We start from the raw sequence: 15,275 nt of genomic DNA, 5'->3' as shown, positions 1-15,275 counted from the left end.
AGGTCCATGATCTTTCGCGACGGTGGGTCGAACATCGAATGCAGAACGAGCTTCTTGAGACTACCCAGCAAGCGCCCGCAAGCCTGCCGTCTGTGCCTCTCGGACCTCCTGCCGTCGTTATACCTGGATGGATGCAGCCAGGCCCCAGCGTAGGGACTTGGAATGCGTCAGCGGCATGCGGATCGGCGACCTACCGGCCTTCCGGGCTACTCGGCTATGCAGGAGAAGCGCGGCGCCGCTCAATCTATGATCAGGTTCACGCCGTCGCTTGCGCCCATGGCCTGGCGACGGATCTCTTTGACGCCCTGATCATTCAGGAGAGCCGTTACCAGCCAAATGCGATCTCGTCGAAACAGGCCTACGGCTATGCTCAGCTGATGCCCGATACGGCCCGCGGGCTCGGTGTTGATCGTTTCGATCCATTCGACAATCTGCGCGGCGGCGCCCGCTATCTGAGGGCGCAGCTCGACCGCTTCGGCGTGGTCGACCTAGCGTTGTCCGCCTACAATGCAGGGCCGGGACGGGTGCGTGACCGGGTTCCGGAGATCGCGGAGACGCGCGACTATGTGGCAAGAGTGCTGCGCAACTGGCAGTGGTTGCGGGGCCTGAGGCCAAGCATTCCTGGTGAACCGCATCTGATGACTCTCGACGCGCCGCCGCCGGGACGCACCGCCGCCATGCTTTCGTTCTGATCGCGTCAGTCCTGCAAGTCAGCAAGGGAAGCGCGACGCGCAGCGGTCTCGCTCATCCCTTTGATAATGCGCTGGATAACGGATCGGCGAAGGACACCAGCCCATTCCAACCGGACCTCTGTGCCGTCGACCCCTTCGACTTCCTCAAGCGAAGTCAGGAGGTGCATCGGCAACTCCCTGAACATTGCGGAGAGCATCGTAATGAGTGTTGCGTAGCGCTCGGAATAGAGCAGATCGGGTTCCCGGATGATTTCCACGCAAATGACGGCCAAGAGTATGTCGATGTCGAGGGCGTCGAGAATTTGCCGAAGTTCATCAAAGCTGATGGGCGTACGGCGCTTCGGATCGCCGTGGAGTAATTTACCGAGCCGCGATTTGTTGATGCCAGTACGCATGGAGAGGCTTCGAATGCTAACTGCATTCTCACGCCTCGCACGCGCAATGAAGGGGATATAGTCCCATTTCTGCCCGCCAGGCGAAGTTCCGCTCACATGAGCTGGCTCCATCCACTCGCCGCCATTTTCGTGCCAAGCCATAAATTGAGCCCCCAAGGATCAACTCGGGACATGTCAGTCAATCACAGGACGAGGGACGAAGCAAGCGAACGGAATCGTTTCCTTCTGATTCTTTGATCAACGCTTCTGCGATTGGGAACACGCCAACGGCACCTCACCAGCCTGATCCGGGGAGTAGGCAGCAACGTCAGCCCGTTGGATTCGCAACCTTTCGGAGCACTTCTGATGCGCGATCGGCCGCAATTGAATCGAGAAGAACAAGCGACAGCGTGTCTTCAACGAGCAATCTCTGTCCCACTTTTTCAGACAACTGCTTCTTGATCGCGATCAGACCAACCGCGTCTTCTCTCGGAAGGCTCAAATAGATCTGAACATCGCCTTTGCTAGGAATTAGCCGCAAATGATCGCGCAAAATTGCGGGATCGTGATCTTCAAGGATCGGCGCGCTGTGAACACGGTCGATGACGAGCTGGGCCAGTGACTGGAAGCGTCCGGTAGCATTTGAATGCACGCGGATCGCTTCAGTGGCGAGCTGGAACAGCGGCGCCGATATGGAGAGGGCATAGCCGCGCGATCGTCCGGTCATCGTCTCGATCCAGTCTACCAATAGCTCCACCGGCTTTACAACTCACCATAACACGAATCGGATTAATGACAGGAAAACCCTGATTCGCCGCGTCCCTAACTTCGGACACCGTGTCCCGGAATTGAAAGCGACTGTCCTTGATTCCGGGACAGAGTGGACGGGAAAGTCGGACGTCCTGTCCCCGGAATAAGGACAGCAAAGCACCTTCACCATAATATTTTTCGCTTCGCACCGGTTATCGGCCCAGGATCGTCGGTCTCCGGTTGTTGTCTCAAGTCTCCATTCGCACCGTTCCTGCGGGTGCCAATTCCGCACCGACCCCGAGATGCGAAAGGGAAGATGAAATGCAACTCGCTCAGCAACGGCGACAGCGCCTCGAGCTCGCTCTGTTCGCCACCATCATGCTCGCAATTATGCTGTTCGCCTTCACCGGCGTGGCTCATGCGGGCGCTGATGCCACTTTCAACACCGCACTGACAAAGTTCACCGACTTCCTGGAGGGCTCCGGCGGGAAGATCATCACCGTCCTGTCGCTCGCTGGCGGGATCGTCGGTCTGGCCTCGGGACGGTTCAGTCTCGGCCAGGTCGCGATCCCGGTGGGCGTCGGCGTGGGCGCCGGCACGGGCATTCCGATCGTCACCTCCACGGTCACCGCGACGGTCTGACAGTCGAACACGGGTTGCCGGCACTTCCCGAGCGGAGGGCCGGCCAACAGGAGGGTGGTGTATGGCGGCCGATACTCACGTCATTCCGGCGCATCTCGATGATCCCGAGCTGATCGGGCTCTGGACGCTGGACGAGTTCCTCGCGATGGTCATTCCCTTCGCGTGGGGCGTTCTGACCCAGCATATCCTTATCGGTCTATTTCTGGCGTTTGCTGGCTGGTGGGGGTTGAGAAAGGCGAAGTCCGGACGCGCGGCCTCCTGGCTGATCCATCTGGCCTATTGGTATCTGCCGACGGGCTTCCTGGGTCTCCGGGCGACACCACCCTCCTACCTTCGGTTGATGGCAGGCTGACATGGAGCTCGGCTACAGCCACGCACAGGGGCAGCGCGTGCTGCGGCAGCGCAACCTACTCGCACTCGCCGTGCTGTTGCTCAGTGCGTTGGTCATCGTGCTGTTCCTGATCGCCTCCGTCCGCGACCGCGAGGTCGTCCTCCAACCTGTTCTGCGCTCGAACCTGACGGTCAGCAGCGCCGGCGTGTCGAAGGACTATCTCGAGATGATTACGCGCGACGTGGCGGTCCTCACGCTGAACCGATCGCCTCGCAATCTAGATTACTGGATGAACGAGGTACTCGAGATCACGCATCCGGGCGCGCAGGGTGCGCTCAAAGGCGAGCTCCTCAAGATCCTCGACGAACAGCGCGGCTCAAGCATCTCGCAGACCTTCACGATCCAGTCGATGAAGGTCGACCCGGAAGCACTGGTCTCCGAAGTGACCGGCGAGCTTCAGACGATCGTCGGCAACCGCGTCATCTCACTCGAGAAGCGGCGCTTCCGCTACACCTGGGACTATACCGGACTCAGCCTCAAGCTGGTCGGCTTCGGCATGGTTTCCGACAAGCCCGAGGAGAAAAGCTGATGGCAGTGTGGGTGATCTGCGCGCTTGCGGCGGGGATTGTGCTTGCCGCGCGCACCTACTGCCTGGCCAGCCGCTGCGTGGGCATCGTGCTTGTGGCGATGGGTGTGAACTTCGCCTTTGCCGGTCCCGCCTGGGCGGACCAGACGGTGATGGCGGCTGATGGATCCAAGGTCGAATGCTCGGCCTCGTCGCGCGACCTCACCCGCATCAGCCTTGTCGAGGACCAGTTCGCATCAGTGTCGAAGGTATCGACCGGCAATCCCAGCGATGATTTCACCGTCGTCAACGAGCCGGTGCGGGGCGATATCTACCTGTCGGTCCCCGAAGGCTATTCGCGACCGTCGCTGTCCTTCTTCGCGACGTCGAAGCGCGGCTACGTGTACAAGCTCGTGTGCCGCATCGCCGGCGAGGACGCCGTCCAGATCTTCATCTCCAATCCGGCGATCGCGAACGAGCGCACCGCCGTGGCCGCGCCCACGCGACCTGAGCCGCGAGAAGAGGCTGCCGCACTTGTCCAGGCGATGTATGGGCAATCGGTCATCGACGGCTACCAGATGCGCCAAGCTGTGCGCAGCCCGGTCAATGTCGGCACGCTCCGAGTCCAGATGATCGCCGAATATCGCGGCGCCGAGCTCAACGGGCGAGTGCTGAGGATCGAAAACCGCGGCCGCGAGCCGGTCGAGCTTGACGCAGCAACCATCGCGCCCGCCAGCGCCGTGGCTGTGTCGGTTGCCGAGCCGCGTCTCGCACCGGGCCAGGTGACCACGGCCTACCTCGTCACGCGGACCGGAGAACGGCCATGAACCTGCGTAATCTCTTCTCGCGCGAACGCCGGCCGCTCGATGCCCAGGATGTTTCGCCAGTCGGCGACGATCTGGTGGGCAACGAGGCGGTGCGCCGCAAGCAGCGCCTGCTCCTGGGCGGCGCCTCGGGTCTTCTGCTGATCGCATCCGCCTTCTGGATCTTCGATGACAGCGAAGCGCCCAAAGCCGGAGCGTCCGGGGCACAGGATGTGAAGATCGCCACCGACGACATGGTCAACCGCAACATGTCCGAGCGCGAATGGATGGCCGCTTCTGAGAACCGCTTCCAGTCCACCGAGAACCAGCTGCGCTCGATGGGCACCCAGCAACAGCGGATCGACCAGCTCGCACAGCAGGTCGCAACGCTTCAGACCCAGAACCAGTCGATGGCGGCTGATGGACAGCGGGTTCTAAGCGCCTACCAACAAGAGAACGAGCAACTGCGCGCGCAGGTAAATGGGCAGCGGGCCGCGCCAGTGCCCGCACCTTCACCGGGTCCTGCTGCTATGTATGGGTCAGGCTCACCCGGCACCTATCAGCAACCCCAAGCGGCCGTAGCCACGGCGCCCGCGCCGGTGTCGCAGGTCAAGGTCGTAGCTTTCGAGACGGGCGGCGCGGTACGGGCTGAGCGCGGCAACACCGTCTATTCCGACAGCCCGGAGTATCTTCCGCCCAACAGCTTCGCCTCGGCTCGCGTGATCGTCGGGGTAGACGCGGGCGCCGGCGTCAGCAGCCAGACCGATCCGCTTCCGGTCGTCCTCCGTATTACCGGTCCGGCACGTTCCGTCGTTCAGAACGGGCGTGTGCTGACCACGCGCATCGAGGGATGCCTCGTCAATGGGGCGGCGCGCGGCGACCTTTCTTCCGAGAAGGTTTATGTGAAGCTGCAGAAGATGACCTGCGAACAGCCGGGCGGCCGCGTCGCGGTTTCGGAGGTCAAGGGGTTCATTGCCTTCGCCGGCAAGACCGGGGTCCGCGGCCGCGTCGTCAGCCGCGAGGGCTCGCTCGTCACCCAGGCGTTTCTTGCCGGGCTCGTGGGCGGGTTCGGCCGTGGATTCAGCGCCAATACCAGCACCATCCTCTCGGGCACCAACATCACCACCGATGGCAAGCGCCAGAGGCTTTCGACCGGTGAGATACTTGAGGGCGGCTTCGGCGAGGGCGTCGCCCAGACCGGCGACATGGTCTCGCAATATCTGATCGAACGGGCCGAGCAATATCAGCCGGTCATCGAGATGCCGACCGGCATCGATGTCGAAATCGTGTTCCTGGAGGGGGCCTATGTCCGCAACTGATACCAAGCGTTTGCTACGGCGCCATTTCCGTCACGCGGGGCTGGTCGCGGGCGCGGTGCTTCTCGCCGGTGCCGGCATCGCATTTGCCAAGGATTTCGCCTGGCCGGACGGGGACCAGGTGGCGGCTCTTCTCAAGGCCCGTCTGCCCAAGACCGAGATAACGAAGGTCGACTGTGCGCGGATCGGCGGCCTTTGCGAAGTCGTTGCCGGCAGCAATCTCTTCTACGTCGATACGTCGGCGCGCTATCTCGTCATCGGGCGTGTGTACGACATGGAATCCCGCCAGGACCTTACCGCGGCGCGGCTTCTCGAACTCAATCCCGCAATGCTACTTGGCGGCGCCGCTCAAGCCAAGAGTTCCGACGGCGAAGACCTCGCAGCCCCCACGGTCGCATCGCCGGCGGCGGCCGCGCGCGATGAACGCATGCGCGCGCGGCCGGACCGCATCTTGTCGTTGGCCTCACTGCCCAAGTCGGGCGCAATCGTCTGGGGAGCAGCATCCGGTCCGACCGTCACTGTCTTCAGCGATTTCTCCTGCCCCTACTGCAAGGCATTGAGCAGCGTGCTCGCTGAGCTAAATGTTCGTGTCGTCGAGCGCCCGATCTCGATCCTTGGAACGCGGGCTCTGAGTGAGCGGGTCTATTGCGCGAAGGATCCTGCGCGCGCGCTACGACGCGCCTATGCGGGCGACACCCTTGAACCTGCAAGCTGCAACACCTCCGGCCTCGATGCAAACGAGCAGTTCGCAACTGCGAACGGCATCGCCGGCACACCCGTCATCGTGCGCAGCGACGGCGCGATGATCGAAGGCTTCCGGCCGAAAGAAGCGCTGGCCGCCTGGCTGAAGGGAGCTCGGTGATGCGGACCCGAAAGATATCCTCTCCGCTTCTGGTCGCGCTGCCGATCCTGGCGCTTGGCCTGCTCGGCGGCTGCTCGATGCTGAACGGCAACGTGAAGGGGAATTTCTCGTGCCGCGCGCCCGACGGCACCTGCGCCCCGACCTCGCGCATCGACGATGCCGCCGTTGCGTTGCTCGTCGGCGAAACGCCGACGGAGGCGAGGTGGCCGGAAGGGCGCTGTACCGGCGGCCGCTGTGGAGCCGCTGGCGGTGCCGTCGCGGCCCGTCCCGTCCATGCCGCTCAGCGCCGCTCCGGCGAGAAGGTGCTGCGCATCATGTTCCCTTCCTACATTGACGATCTAGGACGCCTCCACGAAGCGAGTGCGATCCATACGGTGGTCGAGAGCGGGGACTGGGTTCCCGTTGGTGATGCGCCATCGGTAGCCGCTGGCGACGCCGCGCCCGTATCGCGTGCGCCGGCAGGACTGGCTGGCACGGCTTTGGCCGCCCCGCCGCTCTTGCTGGGCGCCGCACCATCGACCGTCGATCCTGACTTGCCAACGTCCGAACAGGTCGCCGCAGCGCGCGGCCGCAAGGCTGTTTCGGTGGAGCAGATACGGGCGCAGGTCGATGCCGTTCTCGAAAAGCCCAAGGTCGCAAACCCGGGCGGCGCTGCATCGGCCGCAGCCGCACCGGCCGCAGCTGCACCGCCCCCTCCAACGGCCGTGAGTGGCGATACTGGCACGGCTACGGTTCGCACGCCCGGCTTGCCCGGCGCCCCGGAGGAAGACTGATGGCTGAGGCGGGATTCTTCAGCGGGATCGTAGAGCGCGTTCTCGGTGCGCAAGGGCGTCCCGACACACCTACGCCTGGGCTTGGTGTGCCGATGCTCGCCCATTGGCTGCCCTATCGGAGTTTCGACCAAAAGACGTCGCTCTTTTTCAACAGCGGTTCGCGAGGGTTCACGATCGAGGCGGCCCCGCTTGTCGGCGCGGATGAACGCACCGCCGAGATTCTCACCCAGTTCCTCTCGGAGGCCATCCCTGCGCAGTGCTGCGTCCAGATTCTTCATTGGATGTCCCCGCGGATCGGTGACCGGATTTCGCAATGGTTTGTTCCACGCTACAGGGCCCGGGGAATCTACGAGCGTATGGCGCGCCATCGCGCCGATTATCTGAGCGCCGGAGTGTGGCGTTCTCTCTCGGCCGACGCGCCGTTCCATTTGCGCAATCATCGCATCGTCATTTCGGTGAGCGCCCCCGATGCCGCTGGAGTGACTTCGGAAGCGCTGGTGTCGGTTCGCGAAGGTCTTGTCTCCATGCTCCAGTCGATCGACGTGCCGACGCGCGTGTTCGATCCGGTAGCGCTGATCGCCCTCATCGACGACATGACCTCCCCGACCACAGCTGCCGGTGACGATCCCACGACTTATAGCCCGTTCGACCCCATCGCCGATCAGGCAGTGCGGCGCGATATCGAGCTTAAGATCGAGCCCGACCGCCTGCTGCTACGGACCGAACGCTTCCGGCCAACCGGTGCGGATGTCGATGGAGCGCCCGAAATCGGCGAGATCTATCCCGATACGTTTGACCTGCGCTCCTTCTCTGTACGAAATCTGCCGAGCCGCTGGGCGCCATGGGATGTCGCCAGGCTCATCGGCGACCTGTTCACCGACAAGCTTCGAATGCCCTGCCCGGTGGCGACGGTGCTGTGTCTCCAATATCCTGATGAACAGGCGTCGGCGAGCAAGGCGGGCTACAAGTTCATGCGGACCACGAGCCTTGCGGATTCCAAATCGGCCCGCTTCCTGCCGCAGCTGCGCGAGCAATCGCGCGAATGGCAGTATGTCCAGGACGAGCTTCGGCAGGGCCGCAAGCTGGTACGCTGCTTCTATTCGCTCACAACATTCTCGCCCAAGGGGCAGGGAGACGCCCATGAACGGGTGGTGAAGTCCGTTTACCGCGCGGCGGGCTGGGACCTCCACGACGATCGCTATCTGCAGATTATGGGCCTGCTCTGCGCAATGCCGATGACGCTGGGAGGCGGACTGTCGCGCGATCTCGAGCGCATGAAGCGCATGCGCACCATGCTCACGACCACCGCCTGCAATCTCGCGCCGCTGCAGGGCGAATATCTGGGCGGTCCGATCCCACATCTACTTCTGGTGGGGAGGCGCGGTCAGCCCTTCTTCTGGTCGCCGTTCGAGAACGTCGGCAATCATAACGTCGCGGTGTTCGGCAAGTCCGGTTCGGGAAAGTCTGTCGCGCTGCAGGAGCTCTGTGCGTCGCTGTGCGGCGCCGGGGCGAAGGTGGTGGTGATCGACGACGGCCGTTCGTTTGAGCACTCCGCGCGGCTGCAGGGCGGCGCTTTCGTCGAGTTCACCATGGCCTCGGGTTTCTGTCTCAATCCCTTCGCGATGATCGATGCAGGCCGCGCGGAAGAAGATGACGACTATCTGCTCGACTGCATGGCGCTGCTGAAGGCGATTGTGTCGCAGATGGCGCGGCACATGGACCGGCTGAACGACACCGAGCGCGGCTTGATCGATGGCGCGGTCAACCAGATATGGAGCGAGAAGGGCAGGGAAGGCTGCGTCGACGATGTCATAGCTGCGCTCGATGCCACGGGGAACGAACTTGCGCGCGACCTCGGCATCGCCATGCGGCCATTCTCCAGTGCGGGCACCTATGGGCGCTTCTTCAGCGGTGACGTGAGCTTCCGCCTTGAAGCGGATTTCACCGTCTTTGAGCTTTCCGACCTCGCATCGCGCGATGAACTCCGTTCGGTCGTGCTGACCGCCATCATGTTCATGTCCTCGCAGGCGATGCGGCGCATCGACCGCTCGGTGCCCAAGGCGCTGCTGCTCGATGAAGCCTGGCAGATGCTCCGCGGCGGGGCGATGGCCGAGTTCATCGAGACCTACAGCCGGACCTGCCGCAAATATGGCGCGGCGCTCATCACCGCTACCCAGTCATTGAATGACTACTACAAGTCTGACGGGTCAAAAGCTGCGCTCGAGAATAGCGACTGGTTCGTAATCCTTCAGCAGAAACCCGAAACAATCGCCGACTTCAAGAAGCATGATCGTTTCGACATGGACGATCATACGGACGCGCTGCTGCGCTCGCTGAAGCGAAACGGCACCGAATATTCCGAGATCATGATCAAGGGACCCGATACACTGGCGCTGGGCCGGCTTGTGCTCGATCCCTTCTCGGCCGCGGTCTATTCGTCAAGCCCACGCACCTTCGCGGCAATCGAGGCGGGTGTGCGCGAGGGCCTGACGATCGAGGAAGCGATCGAGCGACTACTCGAGCCCGCAAGCGATGGTTCGGAAGCGAGCGGCACGGTTCCGCTCGCGGCAGAATAGACATGCCCATCCCCGAGCGCATCACCCTCTATCGTCCCCGCCGCCGCTTGGTGCTGAACTGGGGAGCGATCGCCTATCACGGTCTTCGGACGATCGGATGGACGGCGACCAACCTGCTCGTCGTACTCGGCTTGTTCGTCTGTTTCCTCGCCCTGCTCGGCAATCTCAGCTTCGACGGTCTTCTTTTGCAGATGAACAATCTGGCGGTGCGATACCTCGAAGCGGATGCCGGGCGGCGCGGATCTTTCCAGTGGCTGTTGGCGGGACTCACAACGGTATTGTTCCTGTTCGTCGGATTACTTCGCTGGCACGCGCTGGTGCCGACAGAGCCGCCAGGAGATGCGTCATGACCGACGCTTCGCGCGAACCCGAACTCGATCTTCCGGCCCCTTCTCACCGGGCAGCGCCGCGCCGCAAGTTCCGGTTCGCAGGCCTGACCTCTTGGCAACTGGCGGGGATTGCCGCCCTCCTGGCCATCGTCGCTTGGGGTATGTGGGTCACGCGAACGCTCCTGACTCCATCGCAGGAACGCATCGTCGCGGTGCGTCTCTCCGGACTTGTCGGAGAATATGTGCAGGCGCAGGCCCGCAGCGCCTCACCGCCCGAACAGGTCGAGCGCGAGATGCGGGCGTTCATGGCATCGCTCGACGATCAAATGGCAAAGCGCGCCGAACGGGGCGAGACGGTGCTCGTCGCGGAAGCCGTACTGACGCGCAATGTTCCCGACGTCACCGACGAGGTGCGGCGCGCCGTCTATACCAGCGGGATCGCTATCCCTCGGCCCGCTCAACTTCCACAAGGGCCAACCGAGCTTGAGGCGAGGCAGGCCGCTGCGGGCCGTCCCGTTGGGCCGGGACCTGCGCAAACGCCAGCAACCGCGATCCCTGTTCCATCGCCCTTTGCGAGTCCGACCGATGCAACCGTCCGGTGAACCCCCTGCCTGGCGCCGCCGCCGCTGGCTGCTGGCTGGTCTGATCCTGATCGGCGGGATAGGCGTCTCCGCGCTTGCCGCCTGGCGCGAAGAGCATGCGCTGCTCATCAATGCCTCGGAATCGCTTCCCAACTGGGCATTCGCCGTCAACCGCAACAAGGCGCCCGCCCGCGGCGACTATCTGTTCTTTGTGCCGCCGCCATCTGATCTGGTGCGGACACATTTCGGCGAGAAGCCGGGGACATTTGGCAAGATCGTCCAGGGGATGCCCGGCGATATTGTCGAGCATCGCGGCGCCGACGTATTGGTCGGCGGTCACGTCGTTGCCAGGATGAAGAAGGTGACGCGTCGCGGCGAGAAGCTCGTCCCCGGCCCGGTGGGACGCATCCCTGAGGGGTGTTATTTCGTTGCGACGCCGCATCCTGACGGCTTCGACAGTCGCTATGCAGCGATCGGTTTCGTATGCCGCCCCCAGATTCTCGGCACCGGCGAGGCAGTGCTGTGAAGTTCCCCGCTGCCCGCATTCTCGCGTCGAGTCTGCTTGTGGCGCTCGGTGCCACAGCGTCCACCCATGCGCGCGACTACGGAACGCAGGCGCAAGCATTTCCCGTGATCGAGCCTGACCTGCTGGCGACGATCGAAGCCCGCCTCGCCAAGCTTCAGTCATCGGGCCAGATCGACGCCCTCAACCAGCAGTTCGCGCGCCGCGTCGAGCAGTCCGTGCGGCGGCCAAAGCCAGTCTTCGGGATAACGCCGGCGACGCGCGAGCGAAGCTGGCAGTTCGATCCGGCGATGGTGGTCGAGCGGGACATCCGTGACCAGAAGGGCAACCTTATCGCGGCCGCCGGGCAGCGCGTGAACCCTCTCGATTTCGTGACAGTGCGCCAGGCGCTCGTCTTCGTCGATGGCGACGATGCCAGACAGATGGCATGGGCGACCGGGCGCTGGAAAGCGATGGATGCCAAGATCATCCTCGTTGCGGGTTCTCCGATCGATGAAATGACCAACCGCAAGCGCCGCTTCTATTTCGACCAGAACGGCGTGCTGACGGAGAGGTTTGGGATTCGCCATACGCCGGCGGTCGTGAGCCAGGCGGGCAAGGTAATGCGGGTGAGCGAGCATGTGCTGCCCCGCGCGGAGGCAAGATGATGCCCCTTTGGCTGGACATGCTCCGCACGCCAATGGCAGCGCCCGAGACAAGGATGCTGCGCCGCAGTCGCCATCTCTGGCAACTGCTTTGCGTTTCCCTTGCGATTTCGATCCTGTGCCTCCGTCCGCTTCGCGCCCTCGCTGGTCCGAGCGCTGGCGTCCTGTGCGCGGCATTGCTGTTTGCCGTGCTTGTCTCGGGCTTCCGCTATTTTCGGGCGAAGAACGCTGCCGATGACGCGTGGCTCGCCGGACGTGGCCGGGAGGGCGAACCGTGAAACCGCTCCGCCTCCTTACCGCTGTCCTCGCTCTGTTCGGTTCGCTGATGCTTCTGCCAGGTCGTGCGGAAGCGGTCGGATGCTCGGGCAAGTTCGTCAATCCCATTACCGACGTCTGCTGGTCGTGCCTGTTCCCGCTGTCGGTCGGCGGGCTCAAGATCTGGCCAAGCGGGCGGCCGGACACGAACAATCCGGCCTCGCCGATCTGCGCCTGCGCCGATCCGCTGCCGCGCATCGGCATTTCGGTCGGTTTTTGGGAGCCGGTCCGCCTCGCGGATGTGACGATGAAGCCATGGTGTTTCGTCAATCTGGGCGGCAAGAAAATCGCGCCCGGATTCGACATTGGTCAGGGAATGCTCGCAGGACCGAGCCAGGTCGGTGGCAAGAGCCAAAACACCGCCAAATGGCATGTTCATTGGTATGTATATCCGCTCCTGTACTGGATGGAAATCCTGACCGACTTTCTGTGCTTCGAGCAGGCCTCCTTCGACATCGCCTACATGACTGAGATCGATCCGCTTTGGCAGGACGATACGCTGACCGCGCTTATCAATCCCGAGGCGGTCGTATTCGCCAATCCGCTTGCGGTCGCCGCCTGTGCAGGAGATTGTGTCGCCGGGACCGTCGGGCTGCCGCTCGACCCCCTCTTCTGGTGCGCGGGCTGCCAGGGCACGATGTACCCGCTCAACGGCAACATCCCCTCACATATCGGCCACGTACAGTCGTCGCGGCTCGCGCTATCCCGCTTCGCATACAAGATGCACCGGATGGGTCTTGCCTGGGGCACGATGGGTTCGCAGGGCCTGTGCAAGAAATATCTCATGCCGATCATGCGGAAGCAGCAATATCGCTTCCAGATGACCAACCCGACTACGACGGTCTCGGGACGCTATGCCTGTTCACCGATCGGGGCGTCGACCATGCCGCCAGATGCCGGAAGAGCCTACCCCGCCGCGGGCGAGGACATGGGCTATCTCGTCTGGCGCAAACGCAATTGCTGCGTGCGAGCGCCGTGACGGCGCAGAAAGGAAATATGTATGTAAAACAACATCATATCCTTTCGATCGTCTTGCTGACGATTGACCGGTGGCTGCGATGCCACCCCACTCGGCGGAAGGAGCCGGGTCGGAAGGGGGTCTCCAAGGTTTTCCGCGTTCCGGCGGACGGCCTCAAAGCAGGAGACCTTAACTGTACCGGATGCGGCCCGTCAGCCGCAGGTCGGGCTACCACAGGGCCTATGGTGAGATAAAAGCGAATGACGTGTCTGAAGCCTCTTTATTTACAGTTGAACTCCCGATCACCTGACGGGGTGGGGAGATCGCGGTGCGAACCGGTTGGTTTGGCATGCTGCCTTCTGGTGAATTCTCGCAGAGTATTCGTGTGCGGATCGTCCTTTCTTGTCCGCATGCCTGAGCCGCAAGGGGTTAAGCGTCGCACCTACGGGTCCAAGGTCGATCGTCGGAACACGGGAACCATCATCGTCCGCCTGCTTCGGAGCAGGCTATCCGCGGAGACCGGGGATGGGCGCTGGTGGGGCGGAGCCTGCGTAGTAGTCCGAGGGCGGGAAAGCCGTCCACATGGCGAAGGCGGGCAGGAAGTCGGTGTGCTTTCATGACGGAGGAACTATCAGTGGACTCTGATAATCAAGCCCCTCAGGTTTGGCTCCTCAGCGTTCAGCGAAAGCTATACCAGTGGAGTCGGGAAAACCTCGAGACACCATATCGTGATTTGTGGAATTGGGTAACCGATCCCCGCAATCTGTACATGGCTTGGAAGACGATTGCCGGTAATCGCGGCAAACGGACGCCGGGAGTCGACGGGGCGACCGTAGAGAAAATTGCAACCGGCAAAGGGATCGGCCTTTTCCTTCACGAGCTCCGAGAGGAGCTCCGGTCGGGCGATTATCGTCCGTCTCCTGCACGAAGGAAGTGGATCCCCAAGCCCGGCAAACCGGGGAAGTTCCGACCCCTCGGTATCCCTACGGTCAAGGATCGCGTGGTGCAGTGCGCGGTCAAACAAGTACTGGAGCCGATCTTCGAGGCCCGGTTCTGGCCTGTCTCATACGGGTTTCGGCCCGGGCGGGGTAGTCAGGCCTGCCTCGAACATATCCGTGTGACCATCCAGTCGCGGGGCAAACCTGCGGCCGATGGCTACCGACATGATGCGCCGTACCAATGGGTCATCGAAGGTGACATTGAGGCCTGCTTCGACAACATCGGTCATCACCCTCTGATGGGCCGCGTTCGCCACGGCGTCGCGGACCGCAAGGTGAACCGGTTGATCGTACAGTTTCTCAAGGCGGGGGTACTGGAGGACGTCACGTACAGTCCGACAGACACCGGCACACCGCAAGGTGGGGTACTTTCGCCGTTGCTGGCCAACATCGCGCTTGGCGTGATCGAGGAACGGTATCGGCAATGGGTACGCCGCCCAGAAGACCCAAAGCTGAAATCCGATGGGATCAAGCTGGCGGCCATCAAGCGCGACAAGGATCGGAGGGCCGGTCGAACGGTCTTCTACCCTGTCCGCTATGCCGATGATTTCCTGATTTTCGTGTCAGGAACGGAAGCTGACGCTCTTGCCGAAAAGCAGGCGCTGGCCACTTACCTGCACGAAACCATGGGTCTGACGCTGTCGCCCGAGAAGACGCGCGTCACTGCGCTGACCGAGGGCTGTCGGTTCTTGGGATGCCGTGTGAGGCTCAAGTGGGACAAGCGGTTCGGGCTTCATGCCCGCATCGAAATCCCCCGCGAGCCGATAAACGGTTTCCGGATACGGATAAATCAACTGGCTCGTCGGCAGACGCTCCGGCGTTCGCTCACAGCCATGCTTCAGGAACTCAATCCATACCTTCGGGGGTGGTCCGCATATTACCGCTACTGCGTAGGGTCCAAACGCATCTTCGCCAGTCTCGACTGGCATGTGCGTCAACGTCTCTGGCTGTGGCTGCGGGCCAAGCATGCGGGTGTACCCGGAAGGAAGATCGCATCATCGCGTAGGCCGAGTGTCGCCCATCCGGGCACCAAGGTCTGGGCGGAAGGCGGCACGGAGCAATTCTTGATGAGCTACGTGCCCGTCCGACGGTTCGATCTGAAATGGATGAGAAAACCCGAGTTCGCCAAGACTTCTGGAGAGCCGGATGCACAACGAAAGGTGCAAGTCCGGTTCGGGGAGCAGGCGTGGGAGACGGGCGGTGGAGACACCGCACCGCGCCCACGTCTGACTCTACTTTAGGG

18 protein-coding genes are annotated in these 15,275 nt (G+C 62.7%); 16 read left to right on the top strand and 2 right to left on the bottom strand.

Going from position 1 to position 15,275, the window contains the following annotated elements; all coding sequences use genetic code 11:
- Window positions 1-131: 131 nt before the first annotated feature.
- Window positions 132-692 carry a lytic transglycosylase domain-containing protein gene (locus DFR49_RS04070; protein WP_119034516.1) on the top strand — a complete coding sequence of 187 codons (561 nt, stop codon included), beginning with the start codon at window positions 132-134 and terminating at the stop codon, window positions 690-692.
- 5 nt (window positions 693-697) lie between these two features.
- Here the strand turns inward: DFR49_RS04070 and DFR49_RS04065 are convergent, their stop codons facing one another.
- Window positions 698-1,198, bottom strand: coding sequence for a helix-turn-helix domain-containing protein (locus DFR49_RS04065; protein ID WP_281271752.1), 501 nt, complete (start codon window positions 1,196-1,198; stop codon window positions 698-700).
- A 196-nt stretch (window positions 1,199-1,394) separates the two neighbouring features.
- Complete coding sequence (locus tag DFR49_RS04060) at window positions 1,395-1,793, bottom strand: hypothetical protein (RefSeq protein ID WP_147373632.1); 399 nt, start codon at window positions 1,791-1,793, stop codon at window positions 1,395-1,397.
- Window positions 1,794-2,137: 344 nt separating this feature from the next.
- On the opposite strand from DFR49_RS04060, the gene DFR49_RS04055 reads away from it, so the two are divergent.
- The 15 genes from DFR49_RS04055 (at window position 2,138) to ltrA (ending at window position 15,273) form a co-directional block, all read left to right on the top strand.
- Entirely contained in the window at window positions 2,138-2,458 is a 321-nt protein-coding gene (locus DFR49_RS04055; protein ID WP_119034513.1) for a TrbC/VirB2 family protein, read from the top strand.
- A gap of 61 nt (window positions 2,459-2,519) precedes the next feature.
- The gene (gene traL / locus DFR49_RS04050; RefSeq protein WP_119034512.1) at window positions 2,520-2,810 is read left to right on the top strand and encodes a type IV conjugative transfer system protein TraL; all 291 of its coding nucleotides are present in this window, start codon (window positions 2,520-2,522) and stop codon (window positions 2,808-2,810) included.
- 1 nt (window position 2,811) lies between these two features.
- Window positions 2,812-3,378 carry a type IV conjugative transfer system protein TraE gene (locus DFR49_RS04045; protein WP_119034511.1) on the top strand — a complete coding sequence of 189 codons (567 nt, stop codon included), beginning with the start codon at window positions 2,812-2,814 and terminating at the stop codon, window positions 3,376-3,378.
- Window positions 3,378-4,181 carry a type-F conjugative transfer system secretin TraK gene (locus DFR49_RS04040; protein ID WP_119034510.1) on the top strand — a complete coding sequence of 268 codons (804 nt, stop codon included), beginning with the start codon at window positions 3,378-3,380 and terminating at the stop codon, window positions 4,179-4,181. The genes DFR49_RS04045 and DFR49_RS04040 overlap by 1 nt, the downstream gene beginning before the upstream one ends.
- Window positions 4,178-5,476, top strand: a complete 1,299-nt coding sequence (locus DFR49_RS04035; protein WP_119034509.1) for a TraB/VirB10 family protein — start codon at window positions 4,178-4,180, stop codon at window positions 5,474-5,476. The genes DFR49_RS04040 and DFR49_RS04035 overlap by 4 nt, the downstream gene beginning before the upstream one ends.
- On the top strand, window positions 5,463-6,335 hold the full coding sequence (locus DFR49_RS04030) for a DsbC family protein (RefSeq protein WP_119034508.1): 873 nt from the start codon (window positions 5,463-5,465) through the stop codon (window positions 6,333-6,335). The genes DFR49_RS04035 and DFR49_RS04030 overlap by 14 nt, the downstream gene beginning before the upstream one ends.
- Window positions 6,335-7,108, top strand: a complete 774-nt coding sequence (locus DFR49_RS04025; protein ID WP_119034507.1) for a TraV family lipoprotein — start codon at window positions 6,335-6,337, stop codon at window positions 7,106-7,108. The genes DFR49_RS04030 and DFR49_RS04025 overlap by 1 nt, the downstream gene beginning before the upstream one ends.
- Window positions 7,108-9,684: a type IV secretion system protein TraC gene (gene traC / locus DFR49_RS04020; RefSeq protein ID WP_119034506.1), complete on the top strand. Its 2,577-nt coding sequence runs from the start codon at window positions 7,108-7,110 to the stop codon at window positions 9,682-9,684. Before DFR49_RS04025 ends, traC begins: the two co-directional genes overlap by 1 nt.
- Window positions 9,685-9,686: 2 nt before the next feature.
- On the top strand, window positions 9,687-10,034 hold the full coding sequence (locus DFR49_RS04015) for a hypothetical protein (RefSeq protein ID WP_119034505.1): 348 nt from the start codon (window positions 9,687-9,689) through the stop codon (window positions 10,032-10,034).
- A complete protein-coding gene (locus DFR49_RS04010; protein WP_119034504.1) occupies window positions 10,031-10,615 on the top strand; it encodes a type-F conjugative transfer system protein TrbI in 585 nt (194 codons plus the stop codon). Before DFR49_RS04015 ends, DFR49_RS04010 begins: the two co-directional genes overlap by 4 nt.
- Window positions 10,599-11,120 (top strand): S26 family signal peptidase, encoded by a 522-nt coding sequence (locus DFR49_RS04005; RefSeq protein WP_119034503.1) that lies wholly within the window; start codon window positions 10,599-10,601, stop codon window positions 11,118-11,120. Before DFR49_RS04010 ends, DFR49_RS04005 begins: the two co-directional genes overlap by 17 nt.
- A complete protein-coding gene (gene traW / locus DFR49_RS04000; protein WP_425454907.1) occupies window positions 11,078-11,764 on the top strand; it encodes a type-F conjugative transfer system protein TraW in 687 nt (228 codons plus the stop codon). Before DFR49_RS04005 ends, traW begins: the two co-directional genes overlap by 43 nt.
- A 53-nt stretch (window positions 11,765-11,817) precedes the next feature.
- A complete protein-coding gene (locus tag DFR49_RS03995) occupies window positions 11,818-12,039 on the top strand; it encodes a hypothetical protein (RefSeq protein ID WP_425454906.1) in 222 nt (73 codons plus the stop codon).
- Window positions 12,036-13,055: a conjugal transfer pilus assembly protein TraU gene (gene traU, locus DFR49_RS03990; protein WP_119034502.1), complete on the top strand. Its 1,020-nt coding sequence runs from the start codon at window positions 12,036-12,038 to the stop codon at window positions 13,053-13,055. Before DFR49_RS03995 ends, traU begins: the two co-directional genes overlap by 4 nt.
- 595 nt (window positions 13,056-13,650) lie before the next feature.
- Window positions 13,651-15,273: a group II intron reverse transcriptase/maturase gene (ltrA, locus tag DFR49_RS03985; RefSeq protein ID WP_119034501.1), complete on the top strand. Its 1,623-nt coding sequence runs from the start codon at window positions 13,651-13,653 to the stop codon at window positions 15,271-15,273.
- The last annotated feature ends 2 nt before the right edge of the window (window positions 15,274-15,275 follow it).

It is taken from the genome of Hephaestia caeni (assembly GCF_003550065.1).
Classification (GTDB): domain Bacteria; phylum Pseudomonadota; class Alphaproteobacteria; order Sphingomonadales; family Sphingomonadaceae; genus Sphingomonas; species Sphingomonas caeni_A.
This window is presented reverse-complemented; position numbering and strand designations above follow the sequence as displayed.

Coding starts and splice junctions, on each gene's coding strand:
- DFR49_RS04045 (WP_119034511.1), top strand. CDS start 2,812: ATGGAGCTCGGCTACAGCCACGCACAGGGGCAGCGCGTGCTGCGGCAG.
- traW (WP_425454907.1), top strand. CDS start 11,078: ATGCCGCCCCCAGATTCTCGGCACCGGCGAGGCAGTGCTGTGAAGTTC.
- DFR49_RS04040 (WP_119034510.1), top strand. CDS start 3,378: ATGGCAGTGTGGGTGATCTGCGCGCTTGCGGCGGGGATTGTGCTTGCC.
- DFR49_RS04025 (WP_119034507.1), top strand. CDS start 6,335: ATGCGGACCCGAAAGATATCCTCTCCGCTTCTGGTCGCGCTGCCGATC.
- DFR49_RS04030 (WP_119034508.1), top strand. CDS start 5,463: ATGTCCGCAACTGATACCAAGCGTTTGCTACGGCGCCATTTCCGTCAC.
- DFR49_RS04005 (WP_119034503.1), top strand. CDS start 10,599: ATGCAACCGTCCGGTGAACCCCCTGCCTGGCGCCGCCGCCGCTGGCTG.
- ltrA (WP_119034501.1), top strand. CDS start 13,651: ATGACGGAGGAACTATCAGTGGACTCTGATAATCAAGCCCCTCAGGTT.
- DFR49_RS04060 (WP_147373632.1), bottom strand. CDS start 1,793: ATGACCGGACGATCGCGCGGCTATGCCCTCTCCATATCGGCGCCGCTG.
- DFR49_RS03995 (WP_425454906.1), top strand. CDS start 11,818: ATGCTGCGCCGCAGTCGCCATCTCTGGCAACTGCTTTGCGTTTCCCTT.
- DFR49_RS04055 (WP_119034513.1), top strand. CDS start 2,138: ATGCAACTCGCTCAGCAACGGCGACAGCGCCTCGAGCTCGCTCTGTTC.
- DFR49_RS04065 (WP_281271752.1), bottom strand. CDS start 1,198: ATGGAGCCAGCTCATGTGAGCGGAACTTCGCCTGGCGGGCAGAAATGG.
- DFR49_RS04070 (WP_119034516.1), top strand. CDS start 132: ATGCAGCCAGGCCCCAGCGTAGGGACTTGGAATGCGTCAGCGGCATGC.
- traL (WP_119034512.1), top strand. CDS start 2,520: ATGGCGGCCGATACTCACGTCATTCCGGCGCATCTCGATGATCCCGAG.
- traC (WP_119034506.1), top strand. CDS start 7,108: ATGGCTGAGGCGGGATTCTTCAGCGGGATCGTAGAGCGCGTTCTCGGT.
- DFR49_RS04035 (WP_119034509.1), top strand. CDS start 4,178: ATGAACCTGCGTAATCTCTTCTCGCGCGAACGCCGGCCGCTCGATGCC.
- DFR49_RS04010 (WP_119034504.1), top strand. CDS start 10,031: ATGACCGACGCTTCGCGCGAACCCGAACTCGATCTTCCGGCCCCTTCT.
- DFR49_RS04015 (WP_119034505.1), top strand. CDS start 9,687: ATGCCCATCCCCGAGCGCATCACCCTCTATCGTCCCCGCCGCCGCTTG.